General features: G+C 48.4%; 20 protein-coding genes. 19 read left to right on the top strand and 1 reads right to left on the bottom strand.

Annotation, left to right across the window (positions count from 1 at the left end; all coding sequences use genetic code 11):
* Positions 1-61: 61 nt before the first annotated feature.
* The 10 genes from DXD02_RS11210 to DXD02_RS11255 all read left to right on the top strand — a co-directional run bounded on the left by DXD02_RS11210 (position 62) and on the right by DXD02_RS11255 (position 13,327).
* The gene (locus DXD02_RS11210; RefSeq protein WP_117805124.1) at positions 62-1,678 is read left to right on the top strand and encodes an amidohydrolase; all 1,617 of its coding nucleotides are present in this window, start codon (positions 62-64) and stop codon (positions 1,676-1,678) included.
* Between the two features lie 260 nt (positions 1,679-1,938).
* Complete coding sequence (locus tag DXD02_RS11215; protein ID WP_158579817.1) at positions 1,939-2,577, top strand: metal-dependent hydrolase; 639 nt, start codon at positions 1,939-1,941, stop codon at positions 2,575-2,577.
* Between the two features lie 255 nt (positions 2,578-2,832).
* A complete protein-coding gene (locus DXD02_RS11220; RefSeq protein ID WP_055266837.1) occupies positions 2,833-4,092 on the top strand; it encodes an AfsR/SARP family transcriptional regulator in 1,260 nt (419 codons plus the stop codon).
* On the top strand, positions 4,089-4,439 hold the full coding sequence (locus DXD02_RS11225; RefSeq protein ID WP_055266839.1) for a helix-turn-helix domain-containing protein: 351 nt from the start codon (positions 4,089-4,091) through the stop codon (positions 4,437-4,439). Before DXD02_RS11220 ends, DXD02_RS11225 begins: the two co-directional genes overlap by 4 nt.
* A gap of 167 nt (positions 4,440-4,606) precedes the next feature.
* Positions 4,607-6,325 carry a phospho-sugar mutase gene (locus DXD02_RS11230; RefSeq protein ID WP_118666854.1) on the top strand — a complete coding sequence of 573 codons (1,719 nt, stop codon included), beginning with the start codon at positions 4,607-4,609 and terminating at the stop codon, positions 6,323-6,325.
* Positions 6,326-6,432: 107 nt separating this feature from the next.
* On the top strand, positions 6,433-8,622 hold the full coding sequence (locus tag DXD02_RS11235; protein WP_118666855.1) for an alpha-galactosidase: 2,190 nt from the start codon (positions 6,433-6,435) through the stop codon (positions 8,620-8,622).
* A gap of 12 nt (positions 8,623-8,634) precedes the next feature.
* Positions 8,635-9,636 carry a substrate-binding domain-containing protein gene (locus tag DXD02_RS11240; protein ID WP_055266843.1) on the top strand — a complete coding sequence of 334 codons (1,002 nt, stop codon included), beginning with the start codon at positions 8,635-8,637 and terminating at the stop codon, positions 9,634-9,636.
* Positions 9,637-9,942: 306 nt separating this feature from the next.
* Positions 9,943-10,965: a glycoside hydrolase family 130 protein gene (locus DXD02_RS11245; RefSeq protein ID WP_117510535.1), complete on the top strand. Its 1,023-nt coding sequence runs from the start codon at positions 9,943-9,945 to the stop codon at positions 10,963-10,965.
* 18 nt (positions 10,966-10,983) lie between these two features.
* Positions 10,984-12,162 carry an AGE family epimerase/isomerase gene (locus tag DXD02_RS11250; RefSeq protein WP_117510537.1) on the top strand — a complete coding sequence of 393 codons (1,179 nt, stop codon included), beginning with the start codon at positions 10,984-10,986 and terminating at the stop codon, positions 12,160-12,162.
* Positions 12,152-13,327, top strand: coding sequence for a glycoside hydrolase family 130 protein (locus DXD02_RS11255; protein WP_022461807.1), 1,176 nt, complete (start codon positions 12,152-12,154; stop codon positions 13,325-13,327). Before DXD02_RS11250 ends, DXD02_RS11255 begins: the two co-directional genes overlap by 11 nt.
* A gap of 35 nt (positions 13,328-13,362) precedes the next feature.
* Here the strand turns inward: DXD02_RS11255 and DXD02_RS11260 are convergent, their stop codons facing one another.
* Positions 13,363-15,420: an ATP-binding protein gene (locus DXD02_RS11260; RefSeq protein ID WP_118666856.1), complete on the bottom strand. Its 2,058-nt coding sequence runs from the start codon at positions 15,418-15,420 to the stop codon at positions 13,363-13,365.
* Positions 15,421-15,703: 283 nt separating this feature from the next.
* Here DXD02_RS11260 and DXD02_RS11265 point away from each other — a divergent pair, with 283 nt between their 5' ends.
* The 9 genes from DXD02_RS11265 to DXD02_RS11305 all read left to right on the top strand — a co-directional run bounded on the left by DXD02_RS11265 (position 15,704) and on the right by DXD02_RS11305 (position 21,005).
* On the top strand, positions 15,704-16,654 hold the full coding sequence (locus tag DXD02_RS11265; protein WP_055225843.1) for a 3'-5' exonuclease: 951 nt from the start codon (positions 15,704-15,706) through the stop codon (positions 16,652-16,654).
* Positions 16,655-16,819: 165 nt separating this feature from the next.
* Positions 16,820-17,194, top strand: a complete 375-nt coding sequence (locus DXD02_RS11270; protein ID WP_243030644.1) for a GNAT family N-acetyltransferase — start codon at positions 16,820-16,822, stop codon at positions 17,192-17,194.
* Between the two features lie 24 nt (positions 17,195-17,218).
* The gene (locus DXD02_RS11275) at positions 17,219-17,824 is read left to right on the top strand and encodes a thymidine kinase (RefSeq protein WP_022462768.1); all 606 of its coding nucleotides are present in this window, start codon (positions 17,219-17,221) and stop codon (positions 17,822-17,824) included.
* Positions 17,817-18,059: a DUF4177 domain-containing protein gene (locus DXD02_RS11280; RefSeq protein ID WP_243106529.1), complete on the top strand. Its 243-nt coding sequence runs from the start codon at positions 17,817-17,819 to the stop codon at positions 18,057-18,059. The genes DXD02_RS11275 and DXD02_RS11280 overlap by 8 nt, the downstream gene beginning before the upstream one ends.
* Positions 18,060-18,169: 110 nt before the next feature.
* Positions 18,170-18,730: a histidine phosphatase family protein gene (locus DXD02_RS11285; protein ID WP_276511279.1), complete on the top strand. Its 561-nt coding sequence runs from the start codon at positions 18,170-18,172 to the stop codon at positions 18,728-18,730.
* The gene (locus tag DXD02_RS11290; RefSeq protein WP_117814376.1) at positions 18,727-19,221 is read left to right on the top strand and encodes an AAA family ATPase; all 495 of its coding nucleotides are present in this window, start codon (positions 18,727-18,729) and stop codon (positions 19,219-19,221) included. The genes DXD02_RS11285 and DXD02_RS11290 overlap by 4 nt, the downstream gene beginning before the upstream one ends.
* A gap of 27 nt (positions 19,222-19,248) precedes the next feature.
* Positions 19,249-19,689 (top strand): GNAT family N-acetyltransferase, encoded by a 441-nt coding sequence (locus DXD02_RS11295; RefSeq protein WP_117814375.1) that lies wholly within the window; start codon positions 19,249-19,251, stop codon positions 19,687-19,689.
* A 25-nt stretch (positions 19,690-19,714) separates the two neighbouring features.
* Positions 19,715-20,239: a GNAT family N-acetyltransferase gene (locus DXD02_RS11300; RefSeq protein WP_055225836.1), complete on the top strand. Its 525-nt coding sequence runs from the start codon at positions 19,715-19,717 to the stop codon at positions 20,237-20,239.
* Between the two features lie 277 nt (positions 20,240-20,516).
* Positions 20,517-21,005 carry a hypothetical protein gene (locus DXD02_RS11305; RefSeq protein ID WP_117510553.1) on the top strand — a complete coding sequence of 163 codons (489 nt, stop codon included), beginning with the start codon at positions 20,517-20,519 and terminating at the stop codon, positions 21,003-21,005.
* The last annotated feature ends 401 nt before the right edge of the window (positions 21,006-21,406 follow it).

A 21,406-nucleotide genomic window follows, 5' to 3' on the forward strand; every position in this document is an offset into this window, starting at 1 on the left:
ACTTACATTATCTCGATGTGATAAGTATATTTAATCACATTTTGAGTGGCAGGATAATGATATGAAAACAATTTACAAAAACGGAGCTGTCTACACCGGAAAACTGCCGCTTGTCGAAGCGTTTGCAGTAGAAGACGGCAAATTTGTTTTCGCCGGAAGCAGCGCAGAGGCAGATGCCCTTGCAGCAGCCGGCGACAAAGTTGTAGACCTCGGCGGAAAATTCGTCTGCAGCGGTTTTAACGACAGCCATATGCACCTTTTAAATTACGGAAGCTCCCTGCTGAAAGCGCAGCTTGCCGCACATACCGAAAGCCTGGAAGATATGCTCGCCTGCCTCGACACCTTCCAGAAAGAGCATCCGCGAAAAGACGGCGCATGGCTGATGGGCCGCGGCTGGAATCAGGATTACTTCACGGACGTGGACCGCATGCCGAACCGCTACGATCTTGACCGCGTATCAACTGAAGTTCCGATCTGCGCGACGAGAGCGTGCGGCCACTGCCTCGTAGTCAACAGCAAAGCACTGGAACTCCTCGGCGTCACCGCAGATACCCCGCAGCCGGAGGGCGGAGAGATCGGTATGGAAAACGGTGAGCCGGACGGAAGATTCTTCGACAATGCAATGGAACCGGTTTACGACAGCATTCCGGTGCCGAGCAAAGAGGAAATCAAAGATATGATCCGCAGCGCCTGCAAAGCCCTGAACAGCTACGGCGTCACCAGCAGCCAGAGTGATGATTACTGCGTTTACCGCGCCGTTCCGTGGCAGACCGTCAACGAAGCATACAAAGAACTCGAGGATTCCGGCGAGCTGACCGTCCGCGTTTACGAGCAGAGCAACTTTACCGATCTGGAATCCTTAAAAGGTTTCGTTGAGGCTGGAAATGTGACCGGCATCGGCACAGACCGCTTTAAAATCGGACCGCTGAAAATGCTCGGCGACGGCGCACTCGGTGCGAGAACAGCATTCCTCAGTCGCCCATACGCAGACGACCCGTCCACCTGCGGAATCCCGGTATTCACCCAGGAAACCATGGATGAGATGATCGGCTACGCCAATGCACACGGCATGCAGGCTGCAGTTCACACGATCGGTGATGCGTGCCTCGACCGCGTGTTAAGTGCCTATGAAAAAGCCCTTGCTGAAAACCCGAGAGAAGATCACCGCCACGGCATCGTGCACTGCCAGATCACAAGAGCCGATCAGCTTGAAAAAATCGCGAAAATGCATCTTCACGTTTACGCACAGAGCATCTTCCTCGATTACGATAACCATATCGTAGAGGAGCGCGTCGGCAAAGAGCTTGCGAGCACAAGCTACAGCTGGAAGACGCTGATGAACAACGGCGTCTCCGTCAGCAACGGAACTGACTGCCCGGTAGAGCTGCCGGATGCCCTCGCCTGCATGCAGTGCGCTGTCACAAGAACAACGCTGCGCGACCACGTCGGCCCGTACCTGCCGGATCAGAAATTCACCGTACAGGAAGCACTCGACAGTTACACGATCCGCAGCGCCGAGGCAAGTTTCGAGGAGAACGTGAAAGGCCAGATCGCAGAAGGTATGATGGCAGACTTCGTCGTACTGGGTCAGAATCCGTTTGAGGTGGATGAGAGCACGATCAAAGACATTCCGGTGTGCCGGACATATCTTGCTGGTGAACTGGTATATGAAGCATAAAGATATAACTCAAATGAGTGATAAATGTCAAATGAAAATTCATACAATGAAGGGAAAAACGTGAAATAAGATAACCTGGAAATAGTATGGAATAAAGGCAGAAACAGAGGAGAACCTCCTGCGGCGATGAACGGTCGCAGGAGGTTCTTTTTTGATCCTGATAGGACCATACGGTCGTAAAAGAATCGAACAAATGGTTGCATAAAAGGACGGGAATGTGCTATGATAAAGGAAATTTTACGAAAGGAAAAAACAGACAAATGCTTGGAAGAACACATTTTTTTATTGGAACAGCAGCGGCACTTGCTGTTTTACAGCCGCAGACGGTTCCCGCGCTTGTGGCCGGTGCCGGGGCTGCCGCGATCGGCGGTTTGATCAGTGACATTGATGTCGGCACTTCACAGGCGCACCGCGATGCCGATAAGATCATTACGGCAACAGTTGCAGTTGCGGTGCTCACAATTCTTGCGGAGTATAAACTGAATCTTGGAATTTACCGCCGCCTCACAAGCGACAGCAGCGTACTGCGTCTCCTCGCCGGAACGGCAGCATTTTTGCTGATCTGCGCCTATGGGAAACAGCAGCCGCACCGCTCCTTCATGCATTCATTTGCGGCGCTGGCATTGCTGACGGCGTGCGTGGACATCATCTACCCGGATGCGTCCGCTTATTTTGCCGTGGGCTTTCTGTCCCATCTGGTGCTCGATTTTTTCAACCGGAAACCGGAAAAGCTGTTCTGGCCCTGGAAGAAGGGATTCTGCCTCGGATTCTGCTCAGCACGGGGACTTGTGAACCGCGCACTGCTCGGGTGCGGCATGGTATCTCTTGCTGTAGTACTGGTGCTCTCGGCGCCTGCAGGGCGGCTGATGGCTAAAATCATGCGGGCAATTTACGGATGAGATGGGATTGACAAAAAGATAACAAGACAAAAGAAGAAAAAGCAGGAATTTTTCGGTGTTAAAGTTAATATTTTATACATTTTATAGTAGGATTTTTGATTAAAATGATGTAAAATAGAAAACAGAAATCCGGCGTCCGTAATTGTTTTTGAAATGAACGAACAGGGAACCGCCGGCCCGTTACCGCAGCCGATTGCGGAGCGCAGCGCAACCGACAACAGAGATTAGAGCACAACAGGCAATACAGGAGTTAGTATGAACGAAGAAATGAAAAACCAAACAGAACAGTTACCGCTTTTAAAAGTACACATGATGGGAAGTTTTTTCCTGGAGTACGGCGACCAGCCGATTTCCTTCCGGAAAACAATGGCAACAAAATCGATGAGACTTCTGCAGATTTTCCTCTATAACAAGGACAATGGAATTTCCAGAGGAAGACTGTTGGAGAGCACATACGGAAGAGAAGATGTGGCGGACGCGGCAAACAGCCTGCGTGTCGGCGTACATCGCCTGAAAAGAAGCCTTGTCGAGGCAGGACTTCCGCAGTTTGAGTACATTTATACACAGAAAGGCGTTTACCACTGGACCAGCCCGATGCCGGTCGAGGTAGATGCGATTGATATCAAAAATAAGATTCTGGAAGCAGGAAAAGAGACGGACGAGAAAGCGCGCATGGATCAGATGATCGAAGCACTGGAGCTGTACACCGGAGAGTTCCTTGCAGATTTCGGAGAGGAAGAGTGGGTACAGGCGGAGCGTGCGCAGCTGAAAAAAGTATATTCCGATGCACTGAAAGAAGTAAGTGAGTATCTTCTGAAAAACGAGGAGTTCGATGAGCTGCAGAAACTGACTTCTGTTGCTTCCGAACTGTATCCGTTCGACGAGTGGCAGGCAGTCCAGATGCAGGCGCTGATCGGCCTGGAGAGATACAAAGAGGCCATGAAACTGTACGAGCAGACCTCGAAACATTACTTTGAAGAGCTTGGTGTTACACCGAGCGAGAAACTGGTGGAGCAGTACCGCTATCTGGGAAGCCGCATGGGCAGCAGGCACCGCGTGATCGAAGAGGTACAGGCAGATCTTCAGGAGAGCCCGGGAGAAAAGGGCGGAGCATTCTTCTGTTCCCTCGCCGGATTCCGTGACTGCTACCGGCTTGTTTACCGTATGTCCGAGCTGAACGGACAGATGCCGTGGCTGATGCTGTGCACCATTACAGACGGAAAAGGTTACCCGGCAAAAGGCGGTCCGCGCCTTGACCGTATGTCCGAAAAGCTGCTTGAGGTAATGAAACGCAGCCTGCGTCATTCCGATTTCTTTGCAAAATACAGCCCGTCCCAGTATGTGATTCTGCTGCAGGGCGGCAGCCAGAGAGGATGCGAACTCGTCTACAAGAGAATCAGCGAGCGCTTCTCCGAGGAGAAAAAAGGCTGGGCAAAGAATCTGAAATACAGTGCACTGCCGGCAATTCAGACCGAAAAAGAGCTTGAGTTCTTAGAAGGAGACGATGTTTTATGATTCGCGTACAGCTGCCTGGAAGATTCCGCATGTACGATGAAACACGCTGCCTCAACGAGGAAGCGATTCATTCCCCGATGATCACAAAGCTGCTGGTTTATATGATCTGCAACAAAAACCATATCGTAACACTGGAACAGTTAACCGAAGCACTCTGGACGGATGAGAAGAGTGAAAATCCGTACGGAGCACTGAAAAATATGATGTACCGTCTGCGCGGAACGCTGCGGAAGGTATGGCCGGTTAAGAGAGGATCATGCCTGCTATATGAAGGCTGTCATGGAACTGACGAAAAGCCTGGAGCACCGCAGACCGCAAAGGAAAAGTACAGGTTCTCAGTGATCTAAAAGAGCTTTATCAGGAACCAAGAGAATTAGAAAAAATAAATTAATTTTTAAGTTGACAGCAGACTAAACAAATGGTAACTTTAAGCTGTGATGAAACGAGCTTAAATCCAGAAAAAGTCTGCTGTCTTAAGTTAAATAAAGTACAACAGACAGGGAGGATAACAAACATGAGTTACAGAGAAGTATATGAAAAATGGTGCAATGATCCATATTTTGATGAGGCATCCAGAGAAGAGCTGAAAGCGCTCGAAGGAAACGAGGCTGAAATCGAAGATCGTTTCTACCGTCAGCTTGAGTTCGGTACCGGCGGACTCCGCGGTGTCATCGGAGCTGGTACCAACCGCATGAACATCTACACCGTACGCCAGGCAACCCAGGGCCTTGCCAACTACATCATTTCCCAGAACGGACAGGAAAAAGGCGTAGCCATCGCACACGATTCCAGAAGAATGTCTCCGGAATTCGCACGCGAAGCAGCACTCTGCCTGAATGCAAACGGAATCAAAACGTATCTGTTCGAGTCCCTGCGTCCGACACCGGAGCTTTCTTTTGCTGTCCGTGAATTCGGCTGCATTTCCGGTATCGTCATTACCGCAAGCCACAACCCGAGAGAGTACAACGGATACAAAGTATACTGGGAGGACGGCGCACAGATTACACCGCCGCACGACAAAAACATTCTCGCAGAGGTAGCAAAAGTAACCGAGTTTTCTGCCGTTAAAACGATGGAAGAAGATGATGCAAGAGCAGAAGGCCTGTTCCAGGTCATCGGAACCGATTTTGATGACCGTTACGTCGCAAAATTAAAAGAGCAGAGCATTCATCCGGAAATCATCAAAGATGCGGCAAAAGATATGAAGATCGTCTACACACCGCTTCACGGAACCGGAAATGTGCCGGTACGCCGCGTTCTGCGCGAGCTTGGCTTTAATCAGGTTTACGTTGTAAAAGAGCAGAAAATGCCGGACGGAAACTTCCCGACGGTGGCTTACCCGAACCCGGAAGACGAGAAAGCATGGACACTGGCGCTGAAACTGGCAAAAGAAGTAGACGCTGACATCATTCTTGCAACCGACCCTGACGCAGATCGTCTCGGCGTTTATGCAAAAGACAGCAAGACCGGCGAGTACGTAAGCTTCACCGGAAATATGTCCGGTATGCTGATCGCAGAGTACATCCTGCGCGAGCGCACCAAGAACGGAACCATGCCGGAGAACCCGGCACTCGTTGAGACGATTGTTACGACCGATATGGCAAAAGCAATCGCAAAAGCTTATAACGTGGCACTGATCGAGGTTCTGACCGGATTCAAATACATCGGCGAGCAGATCAAATTTTTTGAGCAGAGCGGTGCACACAATTATGTATTTGGTCTGGAAGAGAGCTATGGCTGCCTGGCCGGAACATATGCAAGAGATAAAGATGCCTGCGTGGCAGTTATGATGCTCTGCGAGGTTGCTGCATACTACAAACAGCAGGGCAAAACACTGTGGGATGCCATGGTGGATATGTACGAGGAGTACGGCTACTACAAAGAGGGTCTTGCAACGATGACCTTAAAAGGTATCGACGGTGCAAAAGAGATCCAGACCATGATGACCAACTTCCGTGAGAACCCGCCAAAAGAGCTGGGCGGTTTCCAGGTTCTTGCCGTACGCGATTACAAAGCAGATGTACGCCAGGATCTCGTAAGCGGAGAGAAGAGCGCGACCGGACTTCCGTCCTCCAACGTTCTTTACTATGAGCTGGAAAACAACGCATGGTGCTGTGTGCGCCCATCCGGTACTGAGCCGAAGATCAAATTCTATTTCGGCGTAAAAGGCACATCCCTTGAAGATGCAGCCGAGAAACTGGAAAAATTAAAAAATGCAATGGTAACTGCTTAAACGCTGTGTGATATAGAAACAAAAAAAGGCCTCAGCCCGGCGGGTGAGGTCTTTTTGTACAAAAATCGGCCCGGCGGATCAAGCTTACCTGAAATAAGGAGAAGAAAATGGCGATTTTATATTATGATGAGAAAAAGCTTTTTCAGTTAAATACAGAGAATACGACGTATGTGATCGGCCTGAGCCCGGAAGGCTACGTCGGACATGTTTACTACGGACCCCTTCTGCACGGAGAGCCGGATCTGTATCCGCTCCGCATGGATGAGCCGCCGTTTACCCCGTCCGTCAATAAGAGAGAGAAATCTTCGTTCCTCGATCGTTTTCCAATGGAATACCCGACCGGAGGAGTCGGCGATTACCGTGAGAGCTGTCTGAATATAAAAAATGCACAGGGTCGTATGGGATGTGAGATTTTCTTTGATTCCTATGAAATTTTCAAAGGAAAACGCCCGCTGACCGGTCTTCCGGCTTCTTTTGGAACCGAGGACGAAGTAGAAACTCTGGAAATCACCTGCAAAGATCCTGTTCTTGATCTTGTTGTTGTCCTTTCCTACTCTGTTTTTGCAAAAGAAAACGTTATCACCCGAAGTGTCCGCGTGAAAAATGAAGGCAGTGAAGCGCTGAAAGTAGAGAAAATCTACAGTGCCTGCCTCGATATGGACAACGAAGACTTTGAGATGCTTTCTCTTCATGGATCCTGGGGAAGAGAACGCCACATCCAGCAGGGTGCGCTCCGTTACGGAAAACAGCTCGTTTCCTCCGGAAGAGGCGAGTCCAGCCATCAGGAGCATCCGTTCGTGGCAATGGTAACACCGGGAACGGATCAGGAGCGCGGCGAGGTTTACGCAATGCATTTCGTATATTCCGGAAACTTCATCGGTCAGGTGGAAAGATGCCAGTTTGATACCGTTCGCATGGTCATGGGTATCAACCAGGAGGAGTTCTGCTGGAATTTAAAAGCCGGCGATGAATTCCAGGCGCCGGAGGTTGTTATGGTCTACTCTGCCGAGGGACTTGGCAAAATGACGCGTTCCTACCATGCATTTTATCGCAGACATATGATCCGCAGCCCGTACAACCACAAAAAACGCCCGATTCTGATTAACAACTGGGAAGCAACTTACTTTGATTTTGATACCGATAAACTCCTCGATATCGCAAGAGAGGCAAAAAAAGACGGCATCGAGATGCTTGTTATGGATGACGGCTGGTTCGGAAAACGAAATAAAGACGATTCTTCCCTCGGTGACTGGGTTGTCAACGAAGAGAAGATCAAAGGCGGCCTGAAAAATCTGGTTGACAAAGTGAATGAAATCGGTCTTGCATTCGGTATCTGGTTCGAGCCGGAGATGATCTCCCCGGACTCTGATCTCTACAGAGAGCACCCGGAATGGGCGATTCAGATTCCGGGAAGAGAAGCGACTGAGATCCGCTGCCAGTACGTGCTGGATCTCTCCCGCCCGGAAGTGCAGGATTATGCGTATGAATGTGTGGCAAAAATCCTGCGCAGTGCAAACATCAAATACGTGAAATGGGATATGAACCGTCAGTTAAGCGACCTGGGAAGCACCTACCTGGACAAAGATTCCCAGCAGGAGCTGTTCCACCGCTACGTGCTCGGTATGTATGCGATGCAGGAGCGTCTGATACAGGAGTTCCCGGATCTGCTTCTGGAGAACTGCTCCGGCGGCGGTGCACGTTTCGATCCTGGAATGCTTTACTACAGCCCGCAGATCTGGTGCTCCGACGACACCGATGCGATTGAGCGTCTGGAAATCCAGGAGGGAACAGCCCTCATTTACCCGCTCTGCTCAATGGGTGCACACGTCAGCGTATGCCCGAACCACACGGTTGGCCGTGTAACTCCGTTTACAACGAGAGGCCATGTGGCACTGGCCGGAACGTTCGGCTATGAGCTTGATATCACAAAACTGCCGGAAGAAGAGAGAAAGCTGATTCCGGAGCAGACCGCAATGTATCACAAATATCATGAACTGATCCGCGAGGGAGAGTATTACCGTATTCTTTCCAGCCGTGAAAACCACAGATCCGACTGCTGGGCAGTAGCATCGGAGGATAAAAGCGAAGTGCTTGTGACCTACGTACAGGTGCTGGCACAGGCAAATATGCCGTCCCGCAAGGTTCGCCTGCGCGGCTTTGATCCGGCGAAAAAATATCGTCTGGAGGGAACCGATGAGGTTTACAGCGGCGAGATGCTGATGAATGCCGGTTTCCGGATGAAAGATTTCTGGGGTGATTTCGTCAGCAGACTGTATCACTTTGTTGCAGTAGACTAAGGAGCAACGGATATGGCAAAAGTAAGATTGGCAGATATTGCAAAGGTGGCGGGCGTCAGCGCCGTCACCGTGCATAACGCGATTACAGGACAGAAAGGGGTCAGCGATGAGATGCGCGCCCGGATTCTGGAAATTGCAAAGGAAATGGGGTACCGCCAGCCGGGAAGCGGAGCGAGAAATACACAGGGAAAAAGCCTGCGCTGCATCGGAGTGGTGATTCCGGAACGGTATCTGGCAGAGTATACGACATTTTACTGGAAAATGTATCAGGAGATGGCACTGGCGGCGACGGAAAAGAGCTGTATGGTGACCGTGGAGATCCTGAAACAGGAGATGGAAGATGAGATGATCGTGCCGTGCATCGCCAAGGAGCAGACCGTCGATGCGCTGATCCTTATGGGAGACACGAGCCGCGATTACATCCACTATCTGAAGAAAAACGTGGATCTTCCGATCGTATTTCTGGATTTCTACGACAATGAGCTGGCAAAAGATGCCGTGATCGCAGATAACTTTCACGGAATGTATCTGATGACGGAATACCTGTATGAGCATGGCCTTACCAAGCTGGCTTTTGTCGGTTCGATTCATTTTTCCAGCAGTATCATGGATCGGTACTGCGGTTTTTCCAAGGCTGTTCTGGAACACCGCGATGTGACACCGGCGGAATGGATTCTGGAGGACCGTGATGAGCGGGGCCAGATCGAAATTCATCTCCCGGAACAGATGCCGGAAGCGTTCGTCTGCAACTGCGACCTGACCGCCGGCCTTCTGATGCTCGAGCTGGAAAAACGCGGCATCTCCGTGCCGGAGGATGTTTCCGTTGTCGGCTTCGACAATTACCTGTATCCGGGTTTCCCGGATCTCAAGATCACTTCGTATGAGATCAATACGAAGGCGATGGTAAAAGTAGCGCTCGAAAAAGCGCTGAAGCAGATCCGCGGCGCGGCATCCGGCAAAAATATGGAAATTGTCTCCGGACAGCTGGTGCCGAAAGAGAGCGTAAAGCTTTGATTTTTATAACTGAATTATAAATTAAGAAACGGGGCATTTTGAAATGCCCCGTTTTTGTACATATTACACAACAAAGTCACTTAAAAATTGACAGTATCTAACGGAACTTATTTTTTTAAGTGATTTCCAGTTGAAAAATTAATCATCTATGTTAAAATTAAGCTAAAGGACTGGGCGTGAGGGTGATAAAACACGGCGGTTCGGAGAAAAAAGAATTAAAAAACAAGATTCTGTCCACTAACAGAAACTTAAAAAAACAAAGTACAACTCATAAACAAACAATATTTTTCATGGAGGTTTCAAAAAATGAGCGAAGTTAAAATTATTGGAGATGCTGTCAAAAATATGCCATGGCAGGAAGGCCCGGCTGAGTTTTCCGGTGCACCGGTGTGGAGATACAGCGAGAATCCGATCATCGGAAGAAATCCGGTGAAGGAAGTAGCAAGAATCTTCAACAGCGCCGTTATGCCGTACGGCGACGAGTTCATCGGAGTATTCCGTGGTGAGCAGACAAACGGAATCCCGTACATCTACCTTGGAAGAAGCAAAGATGCGATCCACTGGAATTTCGATGAGAACAAAATCCAGTTCGTTGACGAAGAAGGCAAACCGTTCATGCCGGTTTACGCATATGACCCGCGTCTTGTAAAAGTAGAAGATACCTACTACATCATCTGGTGCCAGGACTTCTACGGTGCAGCCATCGGAATGGCAAAAACAAAAGATTTTGAAACCTTCGTACGTGTGGAGAATCCATTCCTTCCATTCAACAGAAATGCCGTTCTCTTCCCGAGAAAAATCAACGGCAACTTCGTGATGCTGTCCCGTCCAAGCGACAGCGGCCACACACCGTTCGGTGACATCTTCCTGTCCGAGAGCCCGGATATGCTGTACTGGGGCAAACACCGCCACGTCATGAGCAAGAGCCCGGAGTGGTGGGAGTCCTTAAAGATCGGCGGCGGCGCAGCTCCGATTGAGACCAACGAAGGATGGCTGCTGTTCTACCACGGTGTAAGCGGCACCTGCAATGGCTATGTATACAGCATCGGCGGCGCAATCCTCGACAAAGAGAATCCGTCCATCGTAAAATACCGCTGCCAGAACTTCCTTCTGACACCGGAAGAGTGGTATGAGGAGAGAGGCTTCGTTCCGAACGTAACCTTCCCGTGCGCAACCATTCACGATGCAGAGACCGGAAAGATCGCGATCTACTACGGCGCAGCCGATACGTATGTAGGACTGGCATTCACAACCGTAGATCTGATTGTAGATTATATCAAGAAAAACAGTGTCGTACGCGAGTCTGACACCGAAATTGGAAGAAGATAAGAAAGAAGGAAAGAAAAGATGCAGTCTTTGGCAAAGGAAGTAAAGCAGGAGCTTACTGGACGGATCGTTCCGTTCTGGGAGGGCTTAAGAGATGAGGAATACGGCGGATTTTACGGCTATCAGGACTTTGATCTGAACGTGCAGAAAACGTATGAGAAGGGCTGCATCTTAAACAGCAGAATTCTCTGGTTTTTCTCGAATGCGTACCTGACCTTAAAGGACGAGAAGCTGCGCGCCGATGCGGAGCATGCGTACCGCTTTATGAAACAGGCGTGTGTGGACCGCGAGTACGGTGGCGTGTTCTGGTCTGTCACCTACGACGGAAAACCGCTCGATACGACAAAGCATACGTACAATCAGGCATTTGCAATTTATGCGCTGTCTACGTATTTTGATGCGACGGGCGACACCGAGGCGCTGGAGCTGGCAAAATCGCTGCAGCAGATCATCGAGACACACTGCACCGACGAGCACGGTTATCTCGAGGCATTTACCCGCGATTTCAAGCCGGAGAGCAATGAAAAGCTCTCGGAGAACGGCGTCATGGCAGAGAAGACCATGAATACGCTGCTGCATGTTTTCGAAGCATATACCGAGCTGTACCGCGTGACAAAGGATCCGTTTACCGGTGACCGTCTCCGCTTTATGATGGATCTCTTCGCGGATAAAGTATACAACAAAGAAAAAGGCCGTCAGGAAGTATTTTTCGACCGGACATGGAATACGCTGATTGATCTGTATTCTTATGGCCATGATATCGAGACTTCCTGGTTGATCGACCGGGGTACAGAAGTGCTCGGCGATCCGGCTTACCGGGAAAAACTGCTGCCGATCACCGGAGAGATTGCGGAAAATATCTACAACACGGCATACAAAAATCATTCGCTGATGAATGAGTGCGAGCGCGGTGTGGATGATACCACAAGAGTCTGGTGGGTACAGGCAGAAGCAGTCGTTGGATTTTTAAATGCATGGCAGAAAAAACCGGAGGAAACAAAGTATCTCGATGCGGCAAAAGACATCTGGGGCTACATCAAGGAATATGTGATCGACAAACGAGAGGGGTCTGAGTGGTTCTGGTGCGTGAATGCAGACGGAAGCCCGATTCATGAGCCGATTGTAGAACCGTGGAAATGCCCGTATCACAATGGACGTATGTGTATGGAAGTAATTGGGAGGTTAAAAGATGCTGAATAAACAGTATTATGTGGAAAAAGCCAAGGTAGACCGCCTTGTGGCAAGAAAGAACACAAAAGCAGATTTTTACAACGGTATTTATGACCGCTATGAGTATCCGGTGCTGACAAGAGAGTTCGCTCCTGTTCACTGGAGATATGATCTGGATGAGGAGACGAATCCGTACTTTATGGAGCGTCTCGGCATCAACGCTGTGATGAACTCCGGCGCGATTTATCTGAATGGAAAGTATTATCTCGTTGTCCGCGTGGAGGGCAATGACAGAAAATCTTTCTTTGCTGTTGCAGAGAGTGATACTGGTATCGACGGCTTCCATTTCTGGGATTACCCGGTTGTGCTGCCGGATACCTGCGCAGAGGAAACCAACGTTTATGACATGCGTCTGACCCAGCACGAGGACGGCTGGATTTACGGAGTGTTCTGCTCTGAGAGCAAGGACAAAAACGATCCGGATCTGTCCGCGGCTGTTGCTGAGGCTGGTATCGTAAGAACGAAAGACCTGAAGACCTGGGAGCGTCTGGACAACCTGAAAACCTTACGTTCTCCGCAGCAGAGAAACGTTGTTCTGCATCCGGAGTTCGTAGACGGAAAATATGCCTTCTACACCCGTCCGATGGATGGTTTCATTGAGACCGGAAGCGGCGGAGGAATCGGCTTCGGACTCTGCGATGATATCACACACGCTGTCATCGATGAGGAGAAGATCATCAGCAAACGTATTTATCATACCCTGACCGAGTCCAAAAACGGTGCCGGAGCAGTGCCGATCCGCGGTAAGAAATGCTGGATCAACATTGCACACGGTGTAAGAAATACAGCAGCAGGCCTTCGCTACGTTCTGTATGTCTTCGGTACCGATCTGAACGATCCGTCCAAAGTCATTGCAGAGCCGTCCGGTGTATTCCTGGTTCCGCTTGGAAAAGAGAGAGTCGGAGACGTTTCCAACGTTGTATTTACAAACGGCGCGATTGCGCGTGAGAACGGAGAGGTTTACATCTACTATGCATCCTGCGATACAAGAATGCATGTAGCAACCACCACAATCGACAAACTCGAGGACTATCTGTTCAACACACCGCAGGATCCGCACAGATCCCCGGACTGCGTAAAACAGAGATGCGAGCTGATCTCCAAAAACCTGGAGCTGCTGAAAAACGAGAAATAAAAGCGTCCGCTGCGGCGCATCGGGATCTGTAAAGGTCATGAAAACCTGGAAAGTGTTTCGAGAAGAACCGAAACGTCAACGGGTTTCGCGATATGGGCGTTCATGCCGGATTCCAGTGCTTTTCGGCGGTCCTCTTCAAACGCGTTTGCCGTCATGGCGACAATCGGGATTTCCCCGCGTTTTCCCGGGAGTGCACGGATCGCTTCTGCGGCCTGATAGCCGTTCATGTTCGGCATCTGAATATCCATCAGAATAACATTGTAATAATCTTCTGGTGCGTTCTGGACTGCTTTTAAGCAGAGGGCGCCGTCTTTTACGTGCTCGGCGTGAATGCCGTTTTCTTCCAGAACGGTGAGTACAATTTCTGCATTCAGGTCATTATCCTCGGCAAGCAGCACGCGTTTTTCGGAAAGCGTCTGCAGGGACTGCTCGAGAATCTCGTCTTTATGCTGGTGAGCCGCAAGCTGTTCTTCGGTCGGAAGTCCAAACGTGAGGCAGACCGTAGTTATTGTTCCGGCACCGAGTTCGCTTTCCACATCGATCGTTCCGCCCATCAGATTCACGAGGGATTTGACGATCGGAAGGCCGAGGCCGGTTCCGGTGATGTGGCTTTCGGTGGAGGAATGTTCTCTTGTAAATTCTTCAAAAATATGCGGCAGATACTCTTTGCTCATGCCGATGCCGTTGTCCTTCACGGTGATGCGGTAGGAGGCAAAGCCCTTCCTTGGTGCCGGTGTCTCTTCGATTTTTACGGAAATTTTTCCGCCCTCCGGCGTATACTTGATGGAGTTGCTGATGATATTCAGCAGAATCTCCCGTATTTTTGTCCGGTCGCAGAGGATGGCATCGTGTTCCACCGTGTTATAACAGAGATAGGAAAGATTTTTGCTTTTTAACGAAGGCTCAAACACTGCATTCAGGGAATTGATCAGCTCACTGTAGCTGCCGAGCTCAATTTTCAGCGAGGCCTTACCGCTCTCAATGCGCGCCATCTCAAGCACGTAGTTGATCAGGGAGAGCAGAAAACTGCTGGAGGACTTGATTTTTGCAATGTAGTCGACCGCGCGGTCCTTTTCGTCGATGTGTTTTTCCAGCAGATCCGAGAAACCGATGATGGCATTCATCGGGGTTCGGATGTCGTGGCTCATGTTGAACAGAAAACGTGTTTTTGCTTCGTTGGCAGACTGCGCTTCCTGTACGGCTTTTTCCAGTTCTGCTGCGTGAATCTCATCTTTATAGCGGCGCATCTGGAACTGCAGAAAACCAATAGAGGTAAGCAGGGAAAGGATGAGCCCGAGTGCAAAGGAAACAAAAACCTGCAGCGGACTGAGCCAGCCGTTTTTCGGTACAATTTCAAAATGCCAGGTGTCGTTCGGCACGGTGCAGAGAACTTCTATGGCATCGGAACGCCGGGAATTGCCGGAGTGTGCGATGGAAACGTGTTCGCCGGTGGCCGGAGAAATTTTCCAGAGTTCGTAGGTGTAGCCGGCTTCTTCCAGTGTATCCAGTTCAATTTCGTTCAGAAACGATTCCCAGTCGAGAACGAGAATCGAAAAGCCCCAGAAGGTCTGGTCACCGTTGGCATCGGTGGTATAAATCGGGTCAAAAAGCAGTGCTCCGATGTCGCCCTGCTGCAGCTCAAACGGTCCTGCAATCGTGTATTCGCCGCTCTCTTTGGCAAGGCGTGCCTCCTGTTTCCGGGCAGGATGCTCGAGCATGTTAAGTCCGAGTGCGGCTTCGTTTCCGCTCATCGGATAAATCAGTGTGACAATGCCGTCCTTTGCAAGCTCATGTGCTTTGATGACATTCTGGTCGTCCTGCATCAGCGAGGAGAGGACGGAAAACTCTTCGTCATCGACGGTATAACCGGCTTCAATCATGTGTTTCATCAGATTGGATTCGGCAAGATAATGGTTTAACTGTGATTTCACGCGGCCGATGGTCGTCTGTGCGGTATAGTCAGCTTTCAGCTTTGCTTCCTTTAACTGATTCTGATACAGAAAAACGGCGCAGAGCTCGACAAGAAAAAATGTAATAAAAAACAGCAGAAGCGCCTGAAATCGAATCTGTTTTTGCGTTAATTTTGTTTTCATATCGGATGCTCATCTAAATTCGTAATATTTCCGGCTTTTTCAGGTGATTTTTTTGAGTAAAAACGAAGACCGGAGTTAAAAATATTATATCGGATTTACCCTGGGATTTCAATAAAAGAAGCGTTAAGTTTGAAAGAGAACGGGATGAAATGAATGGGAAATGTAATGCATAGGAAGAAAATTGCCAGAATGGGCGGAGAATGGAATTGCCAGATAGTTGCTCATTATATCAAAATCATTTATAATAGGGACAGACGACACAGAATGAAGGATTGACAATACAATGGACTATGTGATTTTTGACCTGGAATGGAACCAGTGTCCCTATGGAAAAGGAAAAGAGAACCCGAAGCTGCCGTTTGAGATTATTGAGATCGGCGCGGTGAAGATGGATGGTGAGCGGAATGTGGTGGGAACGTTTCACCGGATTGTAAAACCGGTGGTCTACCAGCATCTCCATCACCGGACGCGCGAGGTCGTCGGACTGACAGAAGAGGATCTGCAGAACGGAATCCCATTTGCGCAGGCCGTGCAGGAATTTTTTGCATTCTCCGGCGGTGCGTGCATGTTCGGCACCTGGGGACCGGGAGACCTGACGGAGCTCCAGCGGAACATGAAATTTTATAACCTCCTGTCGCTGATCCGCGGGCCGATTCATTTTTACGATGTACAGAAACTGTTCGCGATCCAGTACGAAACGATGAAGAGCCGCCGGGCGCTCGAGTACGCCGCCGACTTCCTCCATCTCCCGAAGGACGAGCATTTTCATCAGGCGCTTTCGGATGCAAAATATACGGCCGACATTTTTGCGCGCATCGATATGGATGTTGTGCTGGCGTACGACTCGATCGACGTATATCAGAACCCGAAATCGAAAAAAGAGGAGATCCACGCCGTCTATAATGGCTACACGAAATTCATCTCCCGCGAATTCGACACAAAAGAAGAAGCCATGCACGACCGCGAGGTCTGCAGCACGCACTGCTGCATCTGCGGGAAAACGGCAAGAAAACGCTTACGCTGGTTTTCGGCCGGCGGGAAAAACTACTACTGCGTAGCCTGGTGCCCGGAGCACGGATATTTGAAAGGCAAAGCCCGCATGAAACATTCGGACGAAGGAAAACTCTTCGTCGTGAAAACCATCCGCATCAGCAGCGAACAGGAGGCGGGGGAAATCCGGCAGAAGAAAGAGAACCTGCGGAAGAAGAGGAATCAGAAGAGGAAAGAAATGTAAGAAAGGCAGAGGAAATGGAAACGGGATAAAAGGTTTCATTTCTTCTGCCTTTTTAATTGGAAAACAGAGCGGGATCGGTTATAATAAAAATTGAAGAAACTATCGATAAAAGCAGGTTTGTCGGTAGTTTTCTGTTATAGAAAAGAAATGGGGGCAGAGCCGGAGATGATGCATGTGGAAGCGGTGGATCGGGAAGGGCTGCGAAGAAGAGTAAAAGATCCCTTCTATCAGAATACAATATCCATTCTTGCTATGGAGAATGATCAGGTTCTTGGGCGAATTGAGTATCATTTTTACGGATGTATGCAGGACGGTTACCGGATGGCGTATGTGGACTGGGTTTATGTGCTGCCGGAAGCCAGACATAAAGGCGTTGCGCAGGGGCTGTTTCAGGAGATGGAAAAAGACTGCAGGAAACATGGGATTAACCAATATTATCTGATTCGGGCGACAAATCCAAATGCAGATAAATTTTATCACAGCTTTGAAAACGCAGAGCTTGATGAGGAGCCGTTTTTACGGAAAGAACTGAAAGAATAAGAAAAGACAAAAGGACGAAAAACAATGGCAAAATTATATTTCCGCTACGGCGCGATGGGCAGTTCGAAATCTGCTAATATTTTGATGGTTCGCTATAATTATGAGGAGCGTGGACAGTATGCTGTTCTGCTGAAACCGCGGACGGACAACCGCGACGGAGAGCATGAGATCAAATCCCGCATCGGGCTGGAAGCACCGGCGGAGTATGTGGATGAGTTTTTAAAAGAAATTTCGGAGACATGGAGTGCGGACAGCGGGGAATACCGGTATCATGGAAAGAAAGTGGACGCGATCCTGATCGACGAAGCGCAGTTCCTTTCACCGGAGGAGGTTGATACGCTTTCGGATATCGTAGATTTTTACGAGATCCCGGTACTCTGCTACGGCCTGCGTGCCGACTTCCGGACCCGTCTGTTTCCGGGATCCATGCGGCTGATGGAGATCGCCGACGTCATCGAGGAAGTTCCGACGGTCTGTTGGTGCGGAAAACGTGCACAGTGCAATACGAGATATGCAAACGGAAAAATCGTGCGGGAAGGTGCGCAGATTTTCCTTGGATCGAATGAGAGTTATGTGGCGCTCTGCAGGAAGCATTATAAGGAAGGAAAGCTGTGGAAGGAAGATGAGTGAGATCAGAATACAGGAAGTGCAGGAGAGAGCGCAGCTGATGGATAAACTCGTGGAACTTTTAACCGTAGGAACAAAATGGTTCTCAGACAAAGCCGATGCAGCCGACCTTGCAATTCTGGACAAACGCATCAACGAAAGAGCCGCCGAAGGATGGGAACTCGTCACATACGATTATATGGCGACCTCCATGCAGATCAAGGGGGCGTTTGTGATTACATTTCGGAAAGAGAAATAAGCCAAATCACTTTTCGAGCAGATGTATTATTTTACTCGGTTACAACCGAGTCAATGATAACCGAATAAAATATTCTGTCGAAGGAGATAAAAATGAAAAAGATATTTTTAATGCGGCATTCTATCCCGGAAAAAGGAGATATGCCGAATGAAAGGATTCCTTTATCGGAAAAGGGAAAAGCACTTGCTGTATCAAAAAGAAATATATTTTCAAATGTGGACAGATGCTTTTCTTCACCTTATCGGAGAGCAATGGAAACGGCTGAATTCATCGCAGATCACCCGGTCATTGTGAAGGAGCTGCATGAAAGAACGATCGGGGATGCCAGGGAGGATTTCTGGCTGAAACAGTATGAAGATCACGATTTTCGCAATCTGGGCGGGGAATCATTAAATCAGGTGAAGGTCCGAATGAAAGCAGCGATAGATTCCATTGTCTGCCAGATGGAAGAGGGTGAAACGGCACTCGTGGTTTCTCATGCGACGGCGATCTGTGCATATTTGCTTTCTTACTGTGAAATTGAAGTGAAAGATGCGGAAAACAAAGTAAGAAAAATATCTTTCCATGGAAAAGAAATCCTGAATGGCAGATTTCGGCCGGCAGATGGATTTGAAATCCTTTTTGAAAACGATATTTTTTCGGATATTCGTGTTATGGGGAGAGAAAAATGAAAACATTATATTTGATCGGCGGAACGATGGGCGTTGGCAAAACGACAGTAAGCCAGCAACTGAAAAAAGAGCTGACGAACAGCGTTTTTCTTGACGGAGACTGGTGCTGGGATGCCGATCCGTTTCAGGTGACGGATGAGACGAAAGCGATGGTGATGGACAACATCTGTTATCTGCTGAATAACTTTCTGCACTGCAGCGCTTATGAAAACGTTATTTTCTGCTGGGTGATGCATGAGCAGAGTATTGTTGATGAAATCGTCAGTAAGCTGGACACGGAAGAATGCAGAGTGATTAAAATTTCGCTGATTGTGGATGAAGCAAATTTGCGGAAGCGGTTATTATCCGACATCGCAAATAAGATTCGTACGGAAGAGATTATGGACAAAAGCATTGCACGAATTCAGATGTATCAGGTACTTGATACGGTAAAAATTGATACGAGTAATAAGAGTGTCTGTGAAATTACAGAGGAAATTGCAGCACTTTAAGATCAAAAAACAAGGAGCCAAACCAAAATGACCGAACGAATCATAGACAATGAACTCCGGCTGATCCCATATTACAGGAATGACGAGGCCTCTCTTCCGTGGTATCAGGATCTGGACGTGTGTAAGCAGGTGGACAACCGGGAGGAGCCGTATGATGTGGAGCTGTTGCATCGGATGTATGATTATCTTACCGCGCACGGTGACTGCTATTATATAGAATATAAGGGCGTGCTGGTGGGAGATGTTTCGCTGAGAGAGAATAGTGAAATCGCTGTCGTTGTCTGTAAAGAATACCAGAATCAGCATATCGGAAGACGGTGCGTTCTGGAGATGCTGAAGCTTGCAAGAGAAAAGGGAATGGAGCGGGTAAAAGCCAATATTTATTCTTTTAATGGACAAAGCCAGCGCATGTTCCAGTCGGTCGGATTTGAGAAAACGGCGGAGGAATGGTATGAGTCTAAGCTGTAAGTGATTGCAGAGAAAGAGAGAAGAAATGAACATAAAATACAATCAGCTGTGCATTAGAAATGCCGAAAAGAAAGATTGTGAACAATTAGCCGTCTGGTGGAACGATGGAACCGTCATGGCCCACGCCGGATTTCCAAACGGGCTTGGGACAAGCGCAGCGGAAATTGAAAAACAGATTGCCGACGACAGCGATGAAACAAGACGAAGACTCATCATAGAATACAACGATGTGCGAATCGGCGAAATGAGTTTCTATGTATTCGAAAATCATCGATATGAAATCGGAATCAAAATCTGCGAATCCGATTACCAGGAAAAAGGCATTGGAAGAGTTGTACTGAGCATGCTCATAGAAGAATTGTTCCGCATGGGAGCCAACGTTATTTTTCTTGATACCAACCTCAAAAACACAAGAGCACAGCATGTCTACGAAAAACTCGGCTTCCGCAAAACCGCAGTCCATTACAATTCCTGGAAAAATCAGCTGGGGGAAATGGAATCTTCTGTCGACTATGAGCTGACGGCGGATGAGTTTTGCAATCTGAAATAGAAATTGTAAAATAAATGAGGGACGAGTGTAAAGAAAGTTCGATGGGAGAAAGAAGTATGGTATCTTTGACATTGTCTAAAAAAGAAATGGGTTTTCACTGGGTAAGGTTTATGCCTGACAGGACTTGCTCGTTTCTTTTTTTGCTTTATAAACGATTATGATTTATCCATTGCGGCAGTGTTAATGTAAAAACAGCAAGTCCTCTTGACAATGTGATTAGCCTGAACTAACATGAAGCTATAAGAAACATAAACGGTAGTCTGAGGAGGAATGTGAGATGCTGTTGTTGCAAAACATATTATACTGTCTTCTGTTTATTCTGATGGTAAAGTGTCTGGTAAGAAATGATGGAATGAACTGTGTTTATTTTTACCCAAAGGAATATATAGAAGAAGCCGATAAACGTGGACTGATCGACAAAGATGCGGTCATGAAAAAAGGAAAGCAGGTTATGATTCCATTTTGCATCATTTTGTTCGTGGTGCTGATCGCGATCATTTTTGTCTGGAATAAAGTCACCGATTTCAAGACGGCATATCTCCAATCCTACCTCTTCCTTGTGGTGATGAACTGGTTCGACGGAATTATGCTTGACCGGGTGTGGGTTGGACACAGTAAAATATGGGAGATCAAAGGAATGGAAGGGATTCCGTACATAAAACCATGGAAAACCGTGCTGACAAAACGAGGCCTGGCGACGATTCTGTATCTGATCATTGCACTTGTGACAGCTGGGATTGTAGTGCTGGTTGGGAAAATCTGTTAAGAGACAGCATTGAAAAAAAGAGAAGAATATTATATACTACTCATGAGTAGTATTTTTGCGTAAGGGACTTTCGGAATATATAGGAAGTTAAATATCTCTGTTTTACTGGAGCAAATCAGTAAAACAGAGATATTTTTATGCCGCAGGCGTACCAAATTTGATTCGAAAAATTTTTGGCATTGAGAACGAAGGGCGGAGACGGTATAATGGAAGCAGAATTTTAACATCAGTAGACAAGAAGTCCCCCGCTTCTAAAGCGGTGGGATGAATTGTTAAAAGAAACATAACAGCAGTGGCGGGCGGAGAGAAATCGGTATCCTCCACTGACATGAGGTAAGTCACAGTCGAACTATTTTCGACATGTCAGACTCCGTGAAAATACCGACTGTGAGGTTCACACA

It is taken from the genome of Blautia sp. TF10-30, assembly GCF_003481245.1.
GTDB classification, from domain to species: domain Bacteria; phylum Bacillota; class Clostridia; order Lachnospirales; family Lachnospiraceae; genus Fusicatenibacter; species Fusicatenibacter saccharivorans.

Coding starts and splice junctions, on each gene's coding strand:
- DXD02_RS11300 (WP_055225836.1), top strand. CDS start 19,715: ATGAACATAAAATACAATCAGCTGTGCATTAGAAATGCCGAAAAGAAA.
- DXD02_RS11265 (WP_055225843.1), top strand. CDS start 15,704: ATGGACTATGTGATTTTTGACCTGGAATGGAACCAGTGTCCCTATGGA.
- DXD02_RS11305 (WP_117510553.1), top strand. CDS start 20,517: ATGCTGTTGTTGCAAAACATATTATACTGTCTTCTGTTTATTCTGATG.
- DXD02_RS11245 (WP_117510535.1), top strand. CDS start 9,943: ATGAGCGAAGTTAAAATTATTGGAGATGCTGTCAAAAATATGCCATGG.
- DXD02_RS11215 (WP_158579817.1), top strand. CDS start 1,939: ATGCTTGGAAGAACACATTTTTTTATTGGAACAGCAGCGGCACTTGCT.
- DXD02_RS11210 (WP_117805124.1), top strand. CDS start 62: ATGAAAACAATTTACAAAAACGGAGCTGTCTACACCGGAAAACTGCCG.
- DXD02_RS11280 (WP_243106529.1), top strand. CDS start 17,817: ATGAGTGAGATCAGAATACAGGAAGTGCAGGAGAGAGCGCAGCTGATG.
- DXD02_RS11295 (WP_117814375.1), top strand. CDS start 19,249: ATGACCGAACGAATCATAGACAATGAACTCCGGCTGATCCCATATTAC.
- DXD02_RS11260 (WP_118666856.1), bottom strand. CDS start 15,420: ATGAAAACAAAATTAACGCAAAAACAGATTCGATTTCAGGCGCTTCTG.
- DXD02_RS11290 (WP_117814376.1), top strand. CDS start 18,727: ATGAAAACATTATATTTGATCGGCGGAACGATGGGCGTTGGCAAAACG.
- DXD02_RS11235 (WP_118666855.1), top strand. CDS start 6,433: ATGGCGATTTTATATTATGATGAGAAAAAGCTTTTTCAGTTAAATACA.
- DXD02_RS11225 (WP_055266839.1), top strand. CDS start 4,089: ATGATTCGCGTACAGCTGCCTGGAAGATTCCGCATGTACGATGAAACA.
- DXD02_RS11250 (WP_117510537.1), top strand. CDS start 10,984: ATGCAGTCTTTGGCAAAGGAAGTAAAGCAGGAGCTTACTGGACGGATC.
- DXD02_RS11230 (WP_118666854.1), top strand. CDS start 4,607: ATGAGTTACAGAGAAGTATATGAAAAATGGTGCAATGATCCATATTTT.
- DXD02_RS11255 (WP_022461807.1), top strand. CDS start 12,152: ATGCTGAATAAACAGTATTATGTGGAAAAAGCCAAGGTAGACCGCCTT.
- DXD02_RS11240 (WP_055266843.1), top strand. CDS start 8,635: ATGGCAAAAGTAAGATTGGCAGATATTGCAAAGGTGGCGGGCGTCAGC.
- DXD02_RS11285 (WP_276511279.1), top strand. CDS start 18,170: ATGCGGCATTCTATCCCGGAAAAAGGAGATATGCCGAATGAAAGGATT.
- DXD02_RS11275 (WP_022462768.1), top strand. CDS start 17,219: ATGGCAAAATTATATTTCCGCTACGGCGCGATGGGCAGTTCGAAATCT.
- DXD02_RS11220 (WP_055266837.1), top strand. CDS start 2,833: ATGAACGAAGAAATGAAAAACCAAACAGAACAGTTACCGCTTTTAAAA.
- DXD02_RS11270 (WP_243030644.1), top strand. CDS start 16,820: ATGATGCATGTGGAAGCGGTGGATCGGGAAGGGCTGCGAAGAAGAGTA.